The following is a 20,382-nucleotide window of genomic DNA, read 5'->3' as shown; positions in this document are numbered from 1 at the left end:
TTGCTGTGCACTCCAAGGGAGTCGAACCCCTAACCTTCTGATCCGTAGTCAGACGCTCTATCCAATTGAGCTAGGAATGCTTTTACCTTGACTTTCTGACTCTGCGTCTTTCCGTTTTGGTGATGCAAATATGAGGAGATTTTTATTTATTTCAAACTTTTTCTCATATTTTTTCTACTTTAGACGCACATTTATTGGTATATTGTTGATACATAAATAAATAATTTTCACTTACATTTATATGGCAGAGCGCACAATTCGATCTGGAAAAGCTCAGATTCACGACATAAACATTTCATACTATATTAAAAAGGCTACAGAACCCGAAGAAAAGGTCATAATATTTATACATGGATTTCCTTTCAACAAAAATTCATGGAAGTATCAACTCGAATCTCTCGAAGATAATATCACAGGTATTGCCATCGATGTGCGGGGGCATGGGCTGAGTACGGCTGGCCATGGATTTTTTAGCATTGATGTATTTGCCAAAGATTTGGAAGCTTTCATTGACAAACTCGAATTGCAAAAGGTGATACTTTGTGGCGTGAGCATGGGTGGTTATATCGCATTACGTGCTTATGAACTGTTCCCCGAAAAAATTGCAGGATTAATACTTTCGGACACGCACCATAGAGCCGATGACAATGCAGGCAAACAAAAACGTTTTGATAGCATACAAGCGATTTTACGCTATGGTCGTAGACCATTTGCCATTGCTTTTATAGATAACCTCTTTACGAAGAAAACCATTCAAGAAAACGAAGAGGTCATAGAATTAATCAAAAGCAGTATTCGTCGTAATTCCGTGCGCAATATCTGTGCTTCACAACTGGCTCTAGCCTCTCGCACAGATTCTACCGAACTTCTTTCTAAAATAACCATTCCAACCCTAGTTATCCGCGGTGAACAAGACAAAATCACACCTAAGAACCTATTGGAAGAGCTACATCAAGGTATTAAAGACTCAGTCTTCGTTGAAATACCAAACACCGGACATCTTCCAAATTTGGAAGATCCTTTAGCTTTTAATAGAGAAATGAATGGATTTTTGTTAGAAATGTAAATAAAAAAAAAGATAAGCATCTAATAAGCAACAACCCCCAAATAGCTTTAACTATTTGGGGGTTGACTTATAAAATCTAAAAAATATTATAATAACTCTTCTACCGTCAATGCGCCTACCGTAAGGTTATTGCGTGGATCGATAATAATACCACGTGCATTACCTGGAAAATCACGGTTTAAATCAAAAACAACTTCCTCAGCAGCTTTAACGGATACACGACCAATATCATTTAAACGGATATCTTCATCGTAGATGCGTTCTTGCGTATTAACATCAAATTTGTACTGCACTTCAGGAATTTTGATTTTAGTGACTTTGGTTTGATTTTGTAATAAATACACTTGATTTGTATCCAAAGCTTTATTTTCAAACCATGAGATATTTGCTTCAAATCCGCGTTCGGCATGAGCAGGTTTATTCGCAGACACAATAAAATCACCACGCGAAATATCTACATCATCTTTAAGATGCAATACCACCGATTGACCATCATGTGCAGCTTGTAATTCATTTTGATCTAATTCTATGCGTTCAATGGTTGTTTGTACACCGCTAGGCAAAATCACCACAGACTCTCCTACTTTTACGCCTTCACCAATCACACGTCCTGCATAACCACGGTAATCCGGATAATCTTCCGACTGTGGACGGATTACCCATTGCACCGGAAAACGCCACGTATCGACATTGCTTTCCTCGAATTCAACTTGCTCTAGGTATTCCAACAAAGTTGGTCCCTCATACCAAGCAATACGGGAAGATTTGTCAACGATATTATCCCCTTTCAATGCCGAAACTGGTATGAAATCAACATTTTCCAACTTAAGGTTTTTTGCTAATTGCAAATAGTCAGCTTTAATAGTTTCATATACATCCTCCGCATAATCCACCATATCCATTTTGTTGACACAAACCAATACTTGTTTTAGCGATAAAAGCTTCGCAATAAAAGAGTGACGTTTCGTTTGTTCGATTACACCTTTACGTGCATCAATAAGGATAATAATTAAATCCGAATTGGACGTTCCCGTGATCATGTTACGTGTATACTGGATATGTCCTGGCGCATCCGCAATGATGAACTTACGATTTTCCGTTTGGAAATATTTGTACGCCACATCAATGGTGATACCTTGCTCGCGTTCGGCTTTTAGACCATCGGTCAAGATTGCCAAATCCACAGTTCCATCATCGTTCTTGCGATTCGCCTTTTGGATAGCCTCCAATTGGTCATCTAAAATCGAGTTGGTATCATATAGCAAACGGCCAATTAAGGTACTTTTTCCATCGTCAACAGAACCAGCCGTGATAAATTTTAGAATATTCATAGTTATAGTACTACAGTATTTAGATTTTAGTATTTAGATTTTAGAAAGCTTAGTCTCAACAAAAGTCTCTGTACTAAATACTTTCTACTAAATACTCTTTTAAAAATAACCTTGTTTTTTACGTTCTTCCATCGCTGCTTCGGATACTTTATCGTCCATACGGGCACCACGCTCACTCACAGTTGAAGCTTTGATTTCTTCGATAATATCGTCTAATTCTGTAGCAACAGAACCTACAGCAGCTGTACATGTCATATCTCCTACTGTCCTGAAGCGTACAGATTTATGTTCAACCAAATCATCCGAATCAATATTTAAACACTCAGCTGCAGCCATCCATTGCCCATTGCGCCACACTACATCACGCTCGTGACTGAAATAGATTGAAGGCAACGCGATATTTTCACGTTTGATGTAATTCCATACATCCAATTCCGTCCAATTAGAGATTGGGAAAATACGAACATTCTCTCCCTTATGAATTTTACCATTAAAGATATTCCAAAGTTCTGGTCGTTGACGCTTAGGATCCCATTGTCCAAACTCATCACGAACCGAGAAAATACGTTCTTTCGCTCTTGCTTTCTCTTCATCACGACGTGCACCACCGATACACGCATCAAAACCATTTTTCTCAATAGTATCCAAAAGTGTAACCGTTTGTAAAGCATTTCGGCTTGCATTTTTACCTTTTTGCTCGATTACCTTTCCTTGATCAATACTTTCTTGCACCAAACCGACAATTAACTTTTCACCCAATTGCTCCACCAACCAATCTCTATATTGTATGGTTTCTGGAAAATTGTGCCCCGTATCTATATGTACCAACGGAAAAGGGAATTTGCCTGGTCTAAAAGCTTTCTTCGCTAAATGAACTAATGTAATACTATCTTTTCCACCTGAAAACAAAAGTGCAGGATTCTCAAACTGCCCTGCAACCTCTCGCAGAATATAAATGGCTTCCGCCTCCAAATGATCTAAATAATCCATTCTTAACCCTTAATCGTATATATTTTCTATCTTATGTATCTATTTTATTTGCTGGTAACATGCAAGCCACATTCTTTCTTGCTCTTATCTTCCCACCACCAGCGTCCAGCACGAAAATCTTCACCAGGTGCCACAGCACGTGTACAAGGCTGACAGCCAATGCTTGGAAATCCTTTGTCGTGCAATGGATTATAAGGAACATTATACTGCTTTAAATGAGATTCCACATCGCTTAATGTCCATTGGAATAATGGATGAATCTTTATAATTTGATTCGCTTCATCCCACTCAATAAAATCCATATCTTCACGGTTAGCTGATTGCTCTGCACGAATACCTGTTACCCAGATTTCGTAACCTTGAATCGCACGTTTTAATGGCTCAATTTTGCGAATGAAACAACATTCTTTTCTATTCTCTACACTTTCGTAAAAGCTTGATGGTCCTTTTTTAGTGACCATTTCCTCTACTAAAGCCGATTGCGGATAATACGCCTTTATCGGTAATTTGTAACGTTCTAAAGTTCTGTTCCACACATAGTAAGTTTCTGGAAATAAACGTCCAGTCTCCAAAGTGAAAACATCGATCTTCCCACCTGCATCATCAATTAACTGCGTCAGCACCTGATCTTCTATACCGAAAGATGTTGAAAAAACAGCTCTATTGCCATAATTATCCGTGATATATTGGATAATTTGTGCAGCATTCAAACCTTTTAAACTTGCTCTCAAATGATCAATCATACCCTATTTCTTACTTACTATTTCTTGTGTATGCGCATTTAACTGCTTAATCTTATGTTCCAAATCACCACGCAATTGATTTCTATATTCTTGCAACAACTCCAATGTTTCGTCAATTTCTTCTGGCAATATCTCATTAAAAAATTCTTTTAATCGTTTTGCCATTGTCGGTGATTTACCATTTGTTGAAATACCAATTTTTAAGTTTCCTTTTTGGACGATAGATCCCAAGTAGAAATCACATAAATCTGGTTTATCCGCTACATTCAACATAATATGGCGTTTAGTAGTCAAATCACGAATCTGCTTATTTAATTCAGGATTGTTACTCGCTACTACAACCAAATCCTTTCCATCCAAATCCGACTCTTGAAAGCTACGTCGCTCTAATTGAATTGTTTCTTTATCCGCAATGAATTCAAAAACTTCTGGGATAATTTGTTCCGCAACAATCTTTACTTTCGCTAATGGAGAACTACGAAATATAGCTTGCAATTTCTCCAAACCAACCGGTCCAGCCCCCACTAAAAGGGTTTGAATCTGGTTCATTTTAACGAAAATTGGAAACAGCGTATTCATTTAAGCTTCTAAATGTTGGATCTCTTGTTTTAACTTTTGGAAAGATTGGTGCTTTGCAACCACTTCACCCAAAACAATAATTGCAGGCACACCTAAAAGATTTTTATGAACTTGTTCCATAATGGTATCTATCGTACCAATTGCTAAACGCTCATTTTCTAACGAACCATTTTGAATCAATGCTATTGGTAAATTACCTCTACCATTTTCTTGATATAATTCAATGATTTTTTGCAACTTAGAATAACCCATCAGAACTACTACTGTAGCATTAGTTTTAACAGCATGACGTAAATCTTCCGACAAAAGTCCATCTGAAGTTGAACCTGTTATCACCCAAAAACTCTCACTTATGCCGCGATAGGTCAATGGAATTTGTTGCAAACCAGTCAAACCTACCGAAGAAGAAATCCCAGGTACAACAGCCGTTGGAATATCAAATTGACGAATATAATCTAACTCTTCTCCACCACGTCCAAATACAAATGGATCTCCACCTTTCAACCTTACGACATGACCATGCGTCAACGCATAGTCAACTAATAATTTATTGATATAATCTTGTGAAGTAGACATCCGTTCTGCACGTTTACCTACATAAATCTTTGTACAAGATTCTTTTGCATAATCTAATAATTCTTCATTTACCAAAGCATCGTACAGAATTACATCAGCTTCTTTGATGGCTTTAATACCTTTTAATGTAATCAAATCGGGATCACCTGGACCAGCTCCGACTAGTGTTACAAATGGTTTCACTTCACTCATTCTACCTCTCCTTAACTGTTTACTACGCGTAATGACTCTCTACGTTCTGCAGCTTCATAAGAAAAAGCTGTTGCTTGCTTGATGAATACTTCAGCAAACTCTTTAGAAGGTTCATATTTATTTATTTGCAAGACGCGCTCTGCGAATGATGTAGGGAAAGAAAAAAGTCCTTCTTGCACATAGCGTGCATCAAACTCATTGATAACTGCAGTTTGCGTACTTGCATTTACACCTTTATCCAATAATAGAGCTTTTGCAGTCCACACAAATGCACTGTAGGCATGGTAAATTGCATCTGCATATTGACTATTGTCAAAAGCTTTGTTCGCCCATTCAATTTTTTCTTCTGATTCTAATAAAAGTGTAGCCACTAAGTCGATAACCACACCAGCACATTCTCCTACACCAATAGCGGTTGCGAATGTACCTTCATGACCCCAATCAACAAACTCATCTGCCGTCAATGTAGTCAAATCAGAAAGTGGTTTTAACAAGCGATAGAAATAGTCTTTTCCTTGACGATCATAATACGCATGAAAGTTTTCTTCTCCTAATCTATTTTGTTTGTAATCAACTAAAACCAAGTCAACCACTTGCAACACACGCTTTGTCGGAACCTTGATAACACGCTCTGCGACACGACCTTTACCATCACCAATTGTACCTCCACCTAACATAACTTGTGCTGCCGGAACTACTTTTCCTTCAGCTTTTACGGAGCTACCATGAAAACCAATATGTGCCAAACCATGTTGACCGCAAGAGTTCATACAACCCGAAATCTTGATTTTCAAATCTTGCTCGTACACAAATTCCTCATGGAATTCATGGATATATTGCTCAATAACGCGCGCCATTTCGGTAGAATTTGAAATACCCAAATTACAGGTATCCGTACCAGGACAAGTCGTTACGTCTGCTGTACTATCAAAACCAGCATTTGCTATGCCTAATTGTGTAAACAAATTAAACAAGTGTGGCAATGACTCCTCACGTACATATTTGAAAAGTAAATTTTGATTTTGTGTAATACGAATATCATCTGCAATGTGATCGCGGATTCCAGCAACTAATTCTCTCGCTTTTGAAGTCGGAATATCACCAGTCAAAATTTTCACATACACACCAAAAAAACCTTTTTGTTTTTGTTCAAAAACATTAGTGGCGCGCCATACTTGATATTTTGCGGCATCAATTGGTTCTACAGGTGTCACTACCGAAGTTGGCGCTGCAGGCTGCTGTATAGCTTCTCTGTTTACAACAACAGATTTATTTTTGATAGCTACTTTTTCTTCTTCAATCAAACGCAATACTTCTTCCAAACCTAATTTTTGAACTAGGTATTTGAAACGCGCTTTATTACGGTTATTGCGTTCGCCATGACGATCAAATACACGTAAAGTCGCTTCCATGTAAGGAATAATTTGATCTTCTGCTAAGAAATCAAAGATTTCGTGCGCCAATAAAGGCTGTGAGCCTAACCCACCACCAAGCAATACTTTGAAACCTCTTACCTCTTCTCCATTTACAATTTTCACTTTCGGAATAAATCCAAAGTCATGTATATAAGAGAATGCTGTATCTCGGTCTGAACTAGAAAAGGAAATCTTAATTTTACGTCCCATTTCGGCACAAATCGGGTTTCGTAAGAAATATTCGAAAGTTTTATGCGCATATGGTGATACATCAAATGGCTCTAATGGATCGATTCCTGCTGTAGGCGATGCTGTCACATTACGAACAGTATTACCACATGCCTCACGCAGCGTAATATCATCTTCTGCTAATTTAGCCCACAATTCTGGTGTTTTATCTAAACTAACGTAGTGTATTTGTATATCTTGACGTGTAGTCAAGTGCAAATTTTTGGAAGCATATTCATCCGAAATATCTGCAATTTTTAATATTTGCTTAAAAGTAACTTTACCAAAAGGTAATTTAATGCGCACCATTTGTACCCCCGGTTGGCGCTGTCCATACACTCCTCTTGCCAATCGTAACGAACGAAACTTCTCATCTGGAATTTGTCCTTCCTGATAAGCTCTAATCTTACGCTCGAGTTCTATAATCTCTTGCTCTACAACTGGGTTTTCTAATTCTGTTCTAAAACTTTGCATGGTTTAAAGTAAGTAGCATTCCTCGTTTAAATCTCTTCTACTGTTACTTTTTCAAATAACACGGTACAAAGGTAAAAAATAAAAGCTATAAAAGCTATATATTCTACCAATTTAGTATATATTTGTAGAAATATTTTATTTTATAATATTCGTAAATATAATTAATGAAATTAACAAAATCATTAACTAAAGTATTAATTCTTTCAATTATATGCAGTGCATGCGCACCTAAAGTCAAAGAGGGTTATGATGAAAAGACTGGATTTGTGGGGACAATCTCCATTTCTGGGGCATTTGCATTATACCCGATTGTTGTATTATGGGGGGAAGATTTCAAAAAATTACATCCTAACGTACGTTTTAATATTTCTGCAGGTGGTGCAGGAAAAGGAATAGCCGATGTACTTACGAATATGACCGATATAGGTCTAGTGTCTCGTGATTTGCATCCACAAGAAGTCGAGAAAGGCGCTTACCCAATTTTCGTAGCTAAAGATGCTGTATTGGGGACTTTCAACTCAAGCCATCCCAACGCAAACTTAATCAAAGGAAGAGGTTTGACACAAGAAGAGTTAGAGAAAATCTTTATACATTCGAGATATAAAACTTGGAAAGCTATCGATAATAGATTTTCACATTCTCCTCTAGGAGTTTATGTACGCTCTGACGCGGCTGGAGCGGCAGAAACTTGGGCTAAATTTTTCGATAAAACCCAAGAAGATCTTAAAGGTGTTGGAATATTTGGTGATCCGGGCGTAGCACAAGCAATTAAAGATAGTCCAAATGCGATAGGTTTTAACAATATTAATTATATATATGACCTTCAAACCAAGAAAACCACGGCTAATATTGAAGTGATCCCGATCGATCAAAACAAGAATGGCAAAATTGATCCAGAAGAAAATTTCTATGCAGATCTCGATGAACTGACGGAAGCTGTCGCTTTGGGTAAATACCCTTCTCCTCCTACGCGCGAGCTTTTATTTGTCATCAAGAATGATAATAATAGTAAACTAATAAAAGAATTCATTCGTTTCATTTTGGATAAAAATCAACAAGGCTATTTATTAGAAAATGGATATGTGCCGCTCACAGATCAACAACGCGCACACGAATTAGATAAATTAAACAGATAATGAAACTTAGATTACTAAAAGATTCTATTGCCAAAAATCTGTCGCGGTCACTTTTAATCATATCATTATCTGTGGTCGTATTAATTATTATTGGTTTAGCACTGAAAGCTTCTCCTTTACTTGACAGTGTGAATTTATTCTCCATCTTAACCGAAAAAGTATGGTCACCGCAAAAAGGAAATTTCGGTTTCCTTCCTTTTATCATGGGCACATTGTGGGTTACCTTCATATCATTAATCATATCAGTTCCATTATGTATACTAGCTGCAACCTACTTGGTCGAATATGCTTCTGATAGATTGCGCAAATCCGTATTGCCATTAATGAATGTATTGGCAGCAATTCCTCCAGTACTTTACGGTGTATGGGGGGTATTGTTTGTTGTTCCATTAATTTCAGAATGGATTGCACCGATATTCAATGTAAGTACCACTGGTTATTCTGTTCTTGCAGGAGGCATTGTGCTGTCTGTAATGATATTTCCGATAATGATTAGTATTATGGTGGAAGTTTTAAAAACTATCCCTAATGAACTAAAGGCAGCATCCCTATCCTTAGGTGCAACAAAATGGGAAACTATCCAAAAAGTTGTATTGCGCAAGGCGAAACCTGGAATTATAGCCTCTATCGTGTTAGCAGTCTCACGTGCGTTCGGTGAAACGGTTGCCGTATTGATGGTTTGTGGTAATATACCTAAAGTACCTCAATCCTTATTTGATGCAGGTTATCCAATCCCCGCTTTGATTGCTAATAATTTTGGTGAAATGATGTCAATTCCATTGTATGACGCGGCGTTAATGTTTGCAGCATTGCTCCTATTTGTAATTATTTTTGGGTTTAACCTCATTTCAAGAATTATTTTAAATAGATTGGAGGAACACGCTTAATGTCAAATATTAACAGAAGATTAAGAAGCGAAAAAATCGCTAAGATATTGATGCAAATTTCGGGCATCAGTATTACAGGTTCTTTATTTCTAATCATTGGAATTATCCTGTACAAAGGATTGCCCTACATCAGTTGGGAAATGATTTCTCAATCTCCTCAAGGTGGATTTTACATTGGAAAAGGTGGTGGAATTTTTAATGCTATTTTGGGATCTTTATATCTTGCAGGTCTTTCTACAGTTTTAGCAACAATAGTAGGTATCCCAATCGCTTTGTACCTAAATATGTACGTTAAGAAAGGTTCATTTCTTGAAAAGTCTTCCAAATTATTATTCGATGTATTATTTGGTATACCATCTATTGTTTACGGAGCTATAGCTTTTAGTATTATGGTTTGGCTTGGTATACGTGCCTCTTTGTTGGGTGGCGTAATCACCATTACATTATTAACAATTCCTATCGTTGTACGGACACTAGATGAATTATTGAAAACTATTCCTATTGATTTAAAAAATGTAACAAAATCTTTGGGTGCTACCACTTGGGAAACTGCTAAAGTATTACTCAAATATATCAAACCAGGAATTTTTACGGCTATATTATTGGCATTCGGCCGTGCTATAGGCGATGTTGCAGGCGTACTATTAACAACAGGTTTTTCGGATAATCTACCAAAATACATTGATGAACCAGCAGCAACTTTACCATTAGCCATATTTTTTCAATTAAGTAGTCCTATTCCAGAAGTACAAGGTAGAGCCTACGCTTCTGCTTTAGTACTTACATTGATCATTCTTATTATTGTCATATGCACGCACATTCTAGCATCGAAACAAAAGAAACACAAAATATAGTCCTTCCCAATACACCACATATTCAAATCAAGGATTTGAATGTACATATCGAAGGAGCACATATATTAAAGAATATCAATCTTGATTTTCCCAATAATTCAATTACTTCTATTATTGGTCCATCAGGTTGTGGTAAAACTACATTACTGAAAACATTAAATCGTCTGATGGATGATTCCAAAGAAGTGAATGTTACAGGTTCGGTTTTGGTAAATGGTGAAGATATTTACGCGAAAGATGCTGAAGTCACACATATACGTAAGAAAATGGGATTGCTTTCGCAAAGACCATTCCCTCTACCCATGTCTATTTTTGAGAATGTAGCTTATGGTCCTAAAATTCATGGCGAGAAAAACAAAAAGGTTTTGGAGCAAATTGTAGAGACTCAACTCCGAAATGTGGGACTTTGGGATGAAGTAAAAGATCGTCTTGATAGTTCGGCAACAGGATTATCCATTGGTCAGCAACAAAGATTGTGTTTAGCACGTGGATTGGCTGTTCAGCCCGAAATAATACTTGGTGATGAGAGTACTTCAGCATTGGACCCTATATCCACACAAACTATTGAAAACCTATTAATCGATTTAAAGAAAGATTATACAATCGTACTAGTAACACATATCCTTCGTCAAGCACGTCGTGTCTCAGACTATATAATATTCGTTTATAACGGTGAGGTAGTAGAATTTGGAAAGACCGAAGATGTATTGATGAATCCTCAAAATCCAATAACTCAGCAATACGTAAAAGGATATATAAGTTAATAAAAGGTGCCAATCAAATTAAGATTGGCATCTTCATTTTAAATGTATTATAACTAATCATTAGAGATAATACAACTAATATCTCAAAAAGTGTTGGATATATCTATCAAAAACCATAATCTATTTTGATAGATAAAAATTTCGAATATAATTAGGATGCAGACAGGAAAATTTCTTCGTCTCCAACAGCATTTACATTTTGAATACTATCGAAGGCCATTTCAATATTCTTACAAAGCTGCATTAATTTTAAAATATTAACATCTGAAGAATTTTCAAATTGATCCATTTCAAAATCGTAATAATCACCTTCCTCAAATACATCCAAAATTTCTTTTAACTCTCCATCTGAGGCAATATTTACAATCTGTGTAAACAATTGATTCCTAATTTCGCCTAATAATTGCAATGATTCAATTACCCTGATTCTGTAAGCTTCCATAAGCGTAAGTTTAAAGTTGCGTTAATAATTAAATTACTACCACAACAATGTCTTTTGCTAAGAACATTAGGTAATAATTACAACACAAATAAACAACATAAATACATTTCAAAAGCCTATATAAACATTTTGATAACTAATTGGAGTGATTCTTTTACAACGATTAGAGTTTATTTATTTTCCTAAAAAACAATACTTTACAAGAAAGAAAAGCTTATTCACATTAAATTATATAATTTTCACAAGTATTAGATTTATGAGCTTTAGCGGTCACAAACATATTAATCAATAAGAAACAAGTTTTTATAAAAAAATGTGATTATCATCACATAATTAAAGTCAATTGTAACAAGAAAATATAAAAAAATATCTTATCTACAAGTAAGCCAACATTTTATATGTTGGCTTACTAAATTTTTTATTATGTTTTTGATTAAATGACACCAGCAATAATTAATTCCTTTTCCATTTCTTGTTGTAATTTAATAGCCTCTTCGCGTGCCTTTTCAGCATAATCCTTTCCTGAGGATGCATAAATAATTCCGCGTGTACTGTTTACTAATAAGCCGCAGTCCTTATTCATTCCATACTTACACACTTCGTGCAAGGAACCTCCTTGTGCACCTACACCAGGCACTAATAAAAAATGATCAGGCGCATGTTTACGAATCTCTAAGAAAGCTTCACCTCGGGTAGCTCCTACCACGTACATAAGATTTTCTATACTACCCCAACAGTTTACTTTATCAATCACTTCTTGAAAAAGCTGCTTTTCATTTGAATTGATGAAATTTTGAAAATCTTTAGAACCTTCGTTTGAGGTCAAAGCCAACACAATAGCCCATTTTTCGTCGAAATCCAAAAACGGTGTAACCGAATCCTTCCCCATATAAGGTGCTATAGTGATCGAATCGAAGGACATTCCAGATTGCGCTTGATCGAAAAATGCTTGCGCGTACATTTTTGAAGTATTTCCAATATCACCACGTTTTGCATCAGCTATACTAAAACAATTCTTGGGAAGAATTTGCCATGTCTTTTGTAAAGAATGCCATCCTTGTACGCCATAGCTCTCGTAGAAAGCAATATTCGGTTTATAAGCCACACACAAGTCTTCCGTTGCTTCAATAATTGCTTTATTAAACGTAAATATAGGATCTTCTTCCCCCAAAAGATGTTCTGGAATTTTTGTTATATCTGTATCAAGACCTACACAAAGGAATGAACGTTTCTCCTTGATCTGCTCGATAAGTTCTTGTCTTGTCATAAAATTTTATTGATTTATTAGATTTTGAATAAAATCTTCAATTGATTTTGCACTGTAATCACGCATACCTTGCTCTCTTCCAGCTAATTCACCATTTTTATCTAAAATTATGGTTGTAGGAATAGCTCCCGAAAGCCACTCATTAGGTATACTACTATTTGGATAAACGATAGGTAGATTAAGATTCTGTTGCTGCAAAAATTTGTTTGCCCCTTCTATATCATTTTCAATTTCTACAAGCAAAAATTGAACCTTATCGTTTCCTTTGAATTTATTGTATAATGTTTCAATGGAAGGCATTTCAGCTTTACAAGGCGGACACCAAGTCGCCCAAAAATTGATAAATAATACTTTACCTTTTAGCTCATCAACATTATATAATTTACCTGATTCATCCTTAAATGATACCCTTCCTAATGATTCAGAAGTCGGTTGACTTGAATTCTGTTCTGAAGCAGGTTTATCCACATTTTCCAATTTAGGCTTAAAAAAACCTAATTTCATTAACTGTTGCTGAATAAAAATGCGACTACTTGGCAATAATATAAGACCAAATAAAATAGCCCATATCACATAATTCCAAATCCGTCTTTTACTACGTTTATTTTCCATAGTTTAAATCTAAAACTTAAGAATCAAATTTCTCCAATTGTTTAAGTAAAGTAGCAAAATCTTTTGGATACTCAGCTTCGAATGCATAGTGCTTGCCATCGATAGTAAAATCAACTTTTTTGGAATGTAAAGCAAAACGTTTCATAATTGGTAATTCTTCTTGTTCTTTTCCCATTGTGAAACCACGTTTTTTGATTTGAGAAAGATAAACTGGCTTGCCACGGTACATCGCATCCCCTACAATGGCAGCATGCTGCGTCGCTAAGTGAATACGTATCTGGTGCATACGTCCCGTGATTGGTCTACATTCCACTAAGGTAAAATGTTTAAAATAAGTCAAGCTATTAAAGATCGTCTCCGCTGGTTTACCATTTGCTCTATCTATAGAAACATTTTTATTTCCTTGATTCAAAATAGGTAAATCAACTTTTAAATCATTGAAGACATGCGTACCTTGGATAATAGCATGATATATTTTATTGACACGACGTTTTTCAAATTCAATAGAAACCAAACGGTAGGTTTCAGGATTTTTGGCAATCAATAACACGCCCGAAGTATCTTTATCTAGTCGGTGACAAACTTGTGCGTCTGCATGGTACTTTTTTGCTAAGCGCAAAATATTGATTTCACCACCCTCGCGTTGATCCAATGATGCAATAAATGGAGGTTTATTAATTACAATTAGATTGTCATCCTCGTGAATAATAAGTTCTGCGAACTTCGGAAATTTAAATAAACGGTTTTCGTTTTGCGTCATATTGCAAAAATAACAAAACAATACGAGTATTTTGGATATTTGAGGTTTTTACAATATTATGAAGGGATAGCTATTTTTATTTATAATTTTGCAACTAAACTAAGAGAGAACATGTCTGTACACAAACCCATAAAACGTATCACTACCTCTGCATTACGCGATATGAAATCCAGAGGCGAAAAAATCAGTATGCTTACAAGCTATGATTATTCTATGGCGCGAGCATTGGATGAAGCAGGAGTTGACGTTATTTTGGTAGGTGATTCGGCGGCGAATGTGTTTGCTGGCTATGAAACGACACTTCCCATCACATTAGACCACATGATCTATCATGCCGCTGCTGTAGCGCGTGGTGCAAAAAGAGCGATGGTACTGGCTGATTTACCTTTTGGAGAATACCAAGGATCTACCGAAAAAGCTTACGAAGCTGCTGTGCGAATGATGAAGGAATCAGGAGCGCATGCACTGAAATTGGAAGGTGGCGAAGAGATTATTGATAATATCAAAAAGATTGTGAATGCAGGCATTCCAGTATGTGGACATTTGGGTTTGACTCCTCAATCAATCTATAAGTTTGGAGATTTTGGTGTGCGCGCAAAAGAAGAAGCTGAAGCCGAACGTTTAAAAACCGATGCTCTAGCCTTGCAAGAAGCTGGATGTTTTGCTATTGTATTGGAAAAAATTCCAGCTAAATTAGCAGAAGAAGTTTCGAAGTCCTTGCAAATCCCAACAGTAGGAATCGGTGCAGGGAATGGTTGTGACGGGCAGGTATTAGTAGTCAATGATATGTTAGGTATGACAAAAGATTTTAAACCAAAATTTTTGCGTCAATACGCGAATCTATTTGACACTATAACCAATGCTACAGCGCAATACGTAGCGGATGTTAAATCAAAGGATTATCCAAACGAAAAAGAACAATATTAAAAACACTGGATGATAAAAATCATCATTATAGTTGCCCTTATTGCTATGCTCATCTTTTCAATTGTGCGTAAGCTAAATCTTTTTGGATCATGGAGTACGACTCAACGATTGTCCTCTCCTTCCGAAATTATTGAAATAAGTGCCCCTTTATCCATCTACAAATCTGCTGTAAAGAAAACACTTATTACAGTTGGCGTTGGTATTTTACTATTATTAATTACCATTATATTGGCTAGTAAATTCAAAATTGCCTTAATAATGCTCCCTGTAAGTCTTTATTTGATTGGTCAATTTTTCATTTTGAACAATCATCTGAAAGCAAGTAAAAATCAACGCATGATTTACAACAGCCTAACTCATGAAATTCAAGTTGAAGACAACAACAACAAAGTTCAGTCTTTCAATTTATTAAACGACGTAAAAAGAGTTTCGGAAGTAAAATCTGTGCAAAAGAACAATGGTGTATTATTTGGCTATTACATATTGCATACGCAAGCGGAAAACTACTTTATTCCTTATGTAATCGCACAAAATCCGCAAACAAAGCCTTTCTTCGACAAGTTGCAATTATTTGATCGAGAGATTGAAACAAAATTATTCCCAATAATTTAATTTTAATATATTTGATTTAATCACTTACATTAAAATCAATTATACGCTATATGCGCTACATACTACTATTTGCACTTATCACACAATTTATCATCTCTTGTAATTCTTCGAAAAAAGAGAAAACACCCGAAGAGATTGAAAAAGCTAAACAAGACAGTATTGAAAATGTACGCAAAGAGCAGGATGAAGCCGAAAAAAAACGTCCAAGAACTGCTGCGGATATAAAACTCAAAAAAGAGCTGAAATACGACAAATACACCCTTGAGGACCAATATGAATACAATGACACGTTCCGCGTTTTTCAATGGGAAAAGATCAAAGAAAAACTAGCTTATATCGAGAATTTTCAGCGTGAGCACAATCAATATGGATTGGTTTCAAATTATAAGAACAAACATGGAGAAGCACCAACAGTAGCGAATTTCAAACGAAATGCGTACAAAAGGGTGTCAGACACATTGGGCACAGAACGTTATCAGTCTGCTCCTTTATACCAAGTTGGCGAGACTAAACTTCCCTCCATATATGGTCGCGATGGCTCATTAGTTAAAATTTTATCTAGCGATACGCTCAAGATGGTTCGTGTCAAAGGTTTAAGTAATTTTGAAGGTGAATGGGATATTCCAAATCGATATGTAAAGGCTTTAGGAGACACATTATCATTCAAGCATATAGTGGTAGTTGATGTGACCAATCAAAATATCTGTGCGTTGGATCATATTGATGACACGTGGTACATCCGTAGCATGAATAAAGCAACCACAGGTAAACATAACCCTCCATATGCAATGGAAACTCCTGTAGGAATGTTTTTGGTACAAGAACAAAAAGCGAAGATGTTTTATTACAAGGATGGTACGACAAGTATTGAAGGATTTGCGCCTTGGGCATCACGTTTTACAAATGGAGCATATATACATGGTGTGCCTGTTAATAATCCCAAAGGACAGATAATTGAGACTAGTTGGAGTCTAGGTACAGTGCCGCGTTCACATATGTGTGTGCGCAATGCTTCCTCACATTCAAAGTTTATTTATGACTGGGTGAAACCTTTTTCTTCATTAGTAATTGTCATAGATTAACCATAAGTTAAGGATTTAACATTTCTTAACGTTTTTATAAATAATTGATAACGAACTTTGTACATCACGAAAGGATAAAGTGCGCTTATGAGAAAAACAAAAATTATTACTTTAGTAACAACCTGTATAGGACTTGTCACTATAATCAGTCAAACCGCAGCAACCTACCTTCAACCGCAAGAAACGGCGAATATTCCACATAATATTAAAAAAGATTCCGCTTATGTAGATACGAGATCTGCATCTGAGATCTTATATGAGGAAATTGGTTTAGATGGTAAATTAAAATTCGAAGCCTTCGATAAAGCGATGATAGGTTACGAAAATTTGGAATTTAAAAACAAGGATATTATCACGGTTATAGACTTTACACTACCATCTACAGAAAAACGCATGCATGTCATCGACATGAAAAATAAGAAAGTATTGTATAATACAATTGTATCTCACGGCCGAAATAGTGGCGAAAAATATGCTACTTCGTTTTCAAATAGACACGGTTCGTTTCAAAGTTCTTTAGGGTTCTATACGACAGAAAATACCTATATGGGTGGAAATGGTTATTCATTGGTGTTACACGGTTTGGAAAAAGGAATTAATGATCAAGCTAAACCAAGAGCAGTAGTCATACATGGTGCGGATTATTGCAGTCAATCTGTAATCAATGCCACAGGTAGATTAGGGAGAAGCTACGGTTGTCCTGCTCTGCCAAGAGAGCTGAATAAACCTATCATTAATACTATAAAGAACGGAACTATGGTGTTTATTTATGCTGAAGATCCATCATATTTAGCCAGCTCAAAAATATTAAAGAAATCAACGAATACGCTATTGGCTCAAAGAGATGTTGTCAATGACATTGATAGTGCTTATTCTACTTATTAAATATCCAATCTCATAAAATTTATAATTGTTTTAATAGCGCCAACATTTAGGTAAATGTTGGCGCTATTTTTTTTGTGCTACCATCTATTTTTATCAGTACAACGAGTTATAAAATAATTTTGCATAACATCGCTAAAATTAATTTTATGATAAAAAAGTGTTTATATTATATTGCAATTATAGTAACAATAGCATTACGCTTTTATTTATTTAATCTATAAGATAAAATTATTACTTTTTTTAGAGAGCCATTTTTATAATCAACATAACAACATTATGAGTAAACAAAAATCAACCAATCTGAATGCTTTTGTTTCAAAATTTGGATTTAGTCTTCTTCTGATTTTTACAATATCTTTCCATTCAAAAGGCCAAGATATTGTGATTGAAACGCAAAACTCTGCGCTAGTATTTCGTGTAAGTTCAGCCAAAACTTTACATCAAATATATTTGGGTGAAGCCTTATCTAATAAAGGAGATTATCAGCAATTGCTAAATGCGGAAATTGACACATGGATAACAGGAGGAATGTACATTGTTCGAGAGCCAGCTTTACAGATAAAACAAGCAGATGGTAATACTTCCTTAGATTTGGAGTATGTTTCACATCAAAAAGCAGCTGATGGGAATGTGACAACGACAACAATTGAATTGATAGATCCAAAATACTCTATCCAAGTAAAATTATTTTTCAAGGCATTCCAAAAAGAAAATGTGATAGAATCCTGGTCCACGTAACTTAATAAAGAAAAGAAACCTGTGGTATTGGAAAATTACGCTTCAGCCGCATTGCAATTGAATGTAGAAAAGTATTATTTGCAACACTTTTACGGCGATTGGATCAATGAAATGCGCAACGAAGAGGTTTTACTTCCGCAAGGAATTCACCGAATAGAATCAAAATTAGGGACAAGAGCTACAAACTTTGATTTACCATCATTCTTATTATCTGTTGACAAACCCGCAACAGAAGATGAAGGAACTGTGATTGCAGGTACTCTCGCTTGGTCAGGAAATTTCAAATTGACTTTCGAAAAGGTAAAATACAGTGAAGATTTAGTTATTTACTTCAAAGCCTTCCTGGTATCAACAACTATTCTTCTGCATATAATTTGGCTGCAGGCAAAGAATTTAAGACCCCATCATTCATCTATACCTTTACGACGAAAGGTAAAGGTCAAGCAAGTCGTAATTTACACAAATGGGCTTTGGACTACGGTATCTAGAAAAGGTCGTGAAAAGAGAACAACATTGTTAAATAACTGGGAAGCCACCTATTTTGACTTTGATGAGAAAAAACTAGATCATATGTTTGGCGATGCTAAAAACTTGGAATTGATTTATTCTTGCTAGACGATGGATGGTTTGGTAACAAATATCCTCGTAATAATGACCATACAAGTTTAGGTGACTGGGAACCAAACAAGGAAAAATTGACAATGGAATTGGGCATCTCGTAAAATTAGCGCATGATAAGTTGTGAAATTTGGTATCTGGGTAGAACCAGAAATGATTAGTGCAAAAAGTGAGTTGTACGAAAAGCACCCTGACTGGGTATGGAAACTTCCAAATCGTGATATCCATGAGCGTAGACAACAATTGGTATTGGATATGACCAATCCAAAAGTCCAGGATTACGTATATAATGTATTGGATAAAATCATGCAAGATGGCAAGGACATCGCGTACATCAAGTGGGATTGTAATCGCTACATGACTAACCAACACTCACCTTACCTGAAGGATAATCAGAATAATCTTGTTGTAGACTATGTGAATGGTTTATACAGTGTTCTTGAGCGCTTCAGAAGCAAATATCCAGAATTAGAAATGATGTGGTGTAGCGGTGGTGGCGGTAGAGCAGAATACGGTGGTTTGAAGTACTTTCAAGAATTTTGGCCAAGTGATAATACTGATGGATTGCAGCGTGTGTACTTGCAATATTCGTACTCGTACTTTTTCCCTTTCGCAGCACAGTGTGCACACGTAACATCTTGGGGTAAACAGCCCATCAAATTCCGTACAGACGTAGCAATGAGCGGGAAATTAGGTTTTGATATCGAATTAGAGAAATTTAGCGGAGACAAATTAACTTATTGCCAAGAAGCAGTAAAGAATTTCAATAGACTACAAAAAGTGATTGGTCAGGGTGAAATTTATCGTTTATTATCTCCTTACAACAACAATACTGCAGCATGGATGACTATTTCTGAGGATAAATCTAAAGCTGTATTGTTCAATTACAACCTGAATATACTTTCTGGTGATGTGTTTAGCAAACTAGTCTTGAAAGGTTTGGATCCGAATAAAAAACACACCATTAAAGAAATCAATTTGATGCCAAATCAAAAACCTCAATTCAATAGAAATGAACAGACTTTCTCTGGGGATTATCTTATGAAAGTCGGATTAGATTGGTACTTGAGAGGTAGTATAAAAAGTTCGATATTGGAAATTACGAGTATTTAAGAATACAAAAAAAACATTGTTGTCCGGTAAAACGGATATTTAATTTTATTTGTTAATTCTAATTCGTTTTATGGCTATTTTCTTACTTATT

At 35.8% G+C, this 20,382-nt stretch carries 21 protein-coding genes, 1 tRNA gene and 1 pseudogene; 12 read left to right on the top strand and 11 right to left on the bottom strand.

Annotation, left to right across the window (positions count from 1 at the left end; genetic code table 11):
• Positions 1-6: 6 nt before the first annotated feature.
• Positions 7-80 (bottom strand) — tRNA-Arg (locus tag GOQ16_RS12165).
• Between the two features lie 161 nt (positions 81-241).
• Here GOQ16_RS12165 and GOQ16_RS12160 point away from each other — a divergent pair.
• On the top strand, positions 242-1,066 hold the full coding sequence (locus tag GOQ16_RS12160) for an alpha/beta fold hydrolase (protein WP_160069531.1): 825 nt from the start codon (positions 242-244) through the stop codon (positions 1,064-1,066).
• A gap of 86 nt (positions 1,067-1,152) precedes the next feature.
• On the opposite strand, the gene GOQ16_RS12155 is transcribed toward GOQ16_RS12160, so the two are convergent.
• The 6 genes from GOQ16_RS12155 to GOQ16_RS12130 all read right to left on the bottom strand — a co-directional run bounded on the left by GOQ16_RS12155 (position 1,153) and on the right by GOQ16_RS12130 (position 7,594).
• A complete protein-coding gene (locus tag GOQ16_RS12155) occupies positions 1,153-2,397 on the bottom strand; it encodes a sulfate adenylyltransferase subunit 1 (RefSeq protein WP_160069530.1) in 1,245 nt (414 codons plus the stop codon).
• A gap of 99 nt (positions 2,398-2,496) precedes the next feature.
• Positions 2,497-3,387: a sulfate adenylyltransferase subunit CysD gene (gene cysD, locus GOQ16_RS12150; RefSeq protein WP_160069529.1), complete on the bottom strand. Its 891-nt coding sequence runs from the start codon at positions 3,385-3,387 to the stop codon at positions 2,497-2,499.
• Between the two features lie 44 nt (positions 3,388-3,431).
• The gene (locus GOQ16_RS12145) at positions 3,432-4,130 is read right to left on the bottom strand and encodes a phosphoadenylyl-sulfate reductase (RefSeq protein WP_160069528.1); all 699 of its coding nucleotides are present in this window, start codon (positions 4,128-4,130) and stop codon (positions 3,432-3,434) included.
• A gap of 3 nt (positions 4,131-4,133) precedes the next feature.
• Positions 4,134-4,709, bottom strand: a complete 576-nt coding sequence (locus GOQ16_RS12140) for a precorrin-2 dehydrogenase/sirohydrochlorin ferrochelatase family protein (protein ID WP_160069527.1) — start codon at positions 4,707-4,709, stop codon at positions 4,134-4,136.
• Positions 4,710-5,477: a uroporphyrinogen-III C-methyltransferase gene (cobA, locus tag GOQ16_RS12135; protein WP_160069526.1), complete on the bottom strand. Its 768-nt coding sequence runs from the start codon at positions 5,475-5,477 to the stop codon at positions 4,710-4,712.
• An 11-nt stretch (positions 5,478-5,488) separates the two neighbouring features.
• Positions 5,489-7,594: a ferredoxin-like domain-containing protein gene (locus GOQ16_RS12130; protein ID WP_160069525.1), complete on the bottom strand. Its 2,106-nt coding sequence runs from the start codon at positions 7,592-7,594 to the stop codon at positions 5,489-5,491.
• Between the two features lie 164 nt (positions 7,595-7,758).
• Between GOQ16_RS12130 and GOQ16_RS12125 the strand changes: the two genes are divergently transcribed.
• From GOQ16_RS12125 to GOQ16_RS12110, 4 genes are read left to right on the top strand one after another with little or no spacing between them, the layout of a single operon-like run.
• A complete protein-coding gene (locus tag GOQ16_RS12125) occupies positions 7,759-8,730 on the top strand; it encodes a PstS family phosphate ABC transporter substrate-binding protein (RefSeq protein ID WP_160069524.1) in 972 nt (323 codons plus the stop codon).
• Positions 8,730-9,617: a phosphate ABC transporter permease subunit PstC gene (gene pstC / locus GOQ16_RS12120; protein ID WP_192922528.1), complete on the top strand. Its 888-nt coding sequence runs from the start codon at positions 8,730-8,732 to the stop codon at positions 9,615-9,617. Before GOQ16_RS12125 ends, pstC begins: the two co-directional genes overlap by 1 nt.
• Positions 9,617-10,471 (top strand): PstA family ABC transporter permease, encoded by an 855-nt coding sequence (locus GOQ16_RS12115; RefSeq protein WP_160069523.1) that lies wholly within the window; start codon positions 9,617-9,619, stop codon positions 10,469-10,471. Before pstC ends, GOQ16_RS12115 begins: the two co-directional genes overlap by 1 nt.
• Positions 10,426-11,235, top strand: coding sequence for a phosphate ABC transporter ATP-binding protein (locus tag GOQ16_RS12110; RefSeq protein ID WP_160069522.1), 810 nt, complete (start codon positions 10,426-10,428; stop codon positions 11,233-11,235). Before GOQ16_RS12115 ends, GOQ16_RS12110 begins: the two co-directional genes overlap by 46 nt.
• A 151-nt stretch (positions 11,236-11,386) precedes the next feature.
• On the opposite strand, the gene GOQ16_RS12105 is transcribed toward GOQ16_RS12110, so the two are convergent.
• The 4 genes from GOQ16_RS12105 to GOQ16_RS12090 all read right to left on the bottom strand — a co-directional run bounded on the left by GOQ16_RS12105 (position 11,387) and on the right by GOQ16_RS12090 (position 14,316).
• Entirely contained in the window at positions 11,387-11,677 is a 291-nt protein-coding gene (locus GOQ16_RS12105; protein WP_160069521.1) for a hypothetical protein, read from the bottom strand.
• Positions 11,678-12,110: 433 nt separating this feature from the next.
• Positions 12,111-12,944 (bottom strand): orotidine-5'-phosphate decarboxylase, encoded by an 834-nt coding sequence (gene pyrF, locus GOQ16_RS12100; protein WP_160069520.1) that lies wholly within the window; start codon positions 12,942-12,944, stop codon positions 12,111-12,113.
• Between the two features lie 6 nt (positions 12,945-12,950).
• On the bottom strand, positions 12,951-13,556 hold the full coding sequence (locus GOQ16_RS12095; protein ID WP_160069519.1) for a TlpA family protein disulfide reductase: 606 nt from the start codon (positions 13,554-13,556) through the stop codon (positions 12,951-12,953).
• 16 nt (positions 13,557-13,572) lie between these two features.
• On the bottom strand, positions 13,573-14,316 hold the full coding sequence (locus GOQ16_RS12090) for an RluA family pseudouridine synthase (RefSeq protein WP_160069518.1): 744 nt from the start codon (positions 14,314-14,316) through the stop codon (positions 13,573-13,575).
• Positions 14,317-14,427: 111 nt separating this feature from the next.
• Here GOQ16_RS12090 and panB point away from each other — a divergent pair, with 111 nt between their 5' ends.
• The 7 genes and pseudogenes from panB (at position 14,428) to GOQ16_RS18045 (ending at position 20,291) form a co-directional block, all read left to right on the top strand.
• Positions 14,428-15,243 (top strand): 3-methyl-2-oxobutanoate hydroxymethyltransferase, encoded by an 816-nt coding sequence (gene panB, locus GOQ16_RS12085; protein WP_160069517.1) that lies wholly within the window; start codon positions 14,428-14,430, stop codon positions 15,241-15,243.
• 9 nt (positions 15,244-15,252) lie between these two features.
• Positions 15,253-15,855 carry a hypothetical protein gene (locus GOQ16_RS12080; RefSeq protein ID WP_160069516.1) on the top strand — a complete coding sequence of 201 codons (603 nt, stop codon included), beginning with the start codon at positions 15,253-15,255 and terminating at the stop codon, positions 15,853-15,855.
• 50 nt (positions 15,856-15,905) lie between these two features.
• A complete protein-coding gene (locus tag GOQ16_RS12075; protein ID WP_160069515.1) occupies positions 15,906-16,937 on the top strand; it encodes a L,D-transpeptidase in 1,032 nt (343 codons plus the stop codon).
• A gap of 87 nt (positions 16,938-17,024) precedes the next feature.
• On the top strand, positions 17,025-17,822 hold the full coding sequence (locus GOQ16_RS12070) for a murein L,D-transpeptidase catalytic domain family protein (protein ID WP_160069514.1): 798 nt from the start codon (positions 17,025-17,027) through the stop codon (positions 17,820-17,822).
• 276 nt (positions 17,823-18,098) lie between these two features.
• Positions 18,099-19,175: pseudogene (locus tag GOQ16_RS18100) on the top strand (glycoside hydrolase family 36 N-terminal domain-containing protein).
• A complete protein-coding gene (locus GOQ16_RS18050; protein ID WP_204987475.1) occupies positions 19,169-19,282 on the top strand; it encodes an alpha-galactosidase in 114 nt (37 codons plus the stop codon). Before GOQ16_RS18100 ends, GOQ16_RS18050 begins: the two are co-directional and overlap by 7 nt.
• A gap of 19 nt (positions 19,283-19,301) precedes the next feature.
• On the top strand, positions 19,302-20,291 hold the full coding sequence (locus tag GOQ16_RS18045) for an alpha-galactosidase (protein WP_204987474.1): 990 nt from the start codon (positions 19,302-19,304) through the stop codon (positions 20,289-20,291).
• Positions 20,292-20,382: the final 91 nt, after the last annotated feature.

It is taken from the genome of Sphingobacterium bovisgrunnientis, assembly GCF_009829085.1.
Classification (GTDB): Bacteria; Bacteroidota; Bacteroidia; order Sphingobacteriales; family Sphingobacteriaceae; genus Sphingobacterium; species Sphingobacterium bovisgrunnientis.
Note: the sequence above shows the minus strand (reverse complement) of the source record. Positions and strands in the feature narration are given on the sequence as shown.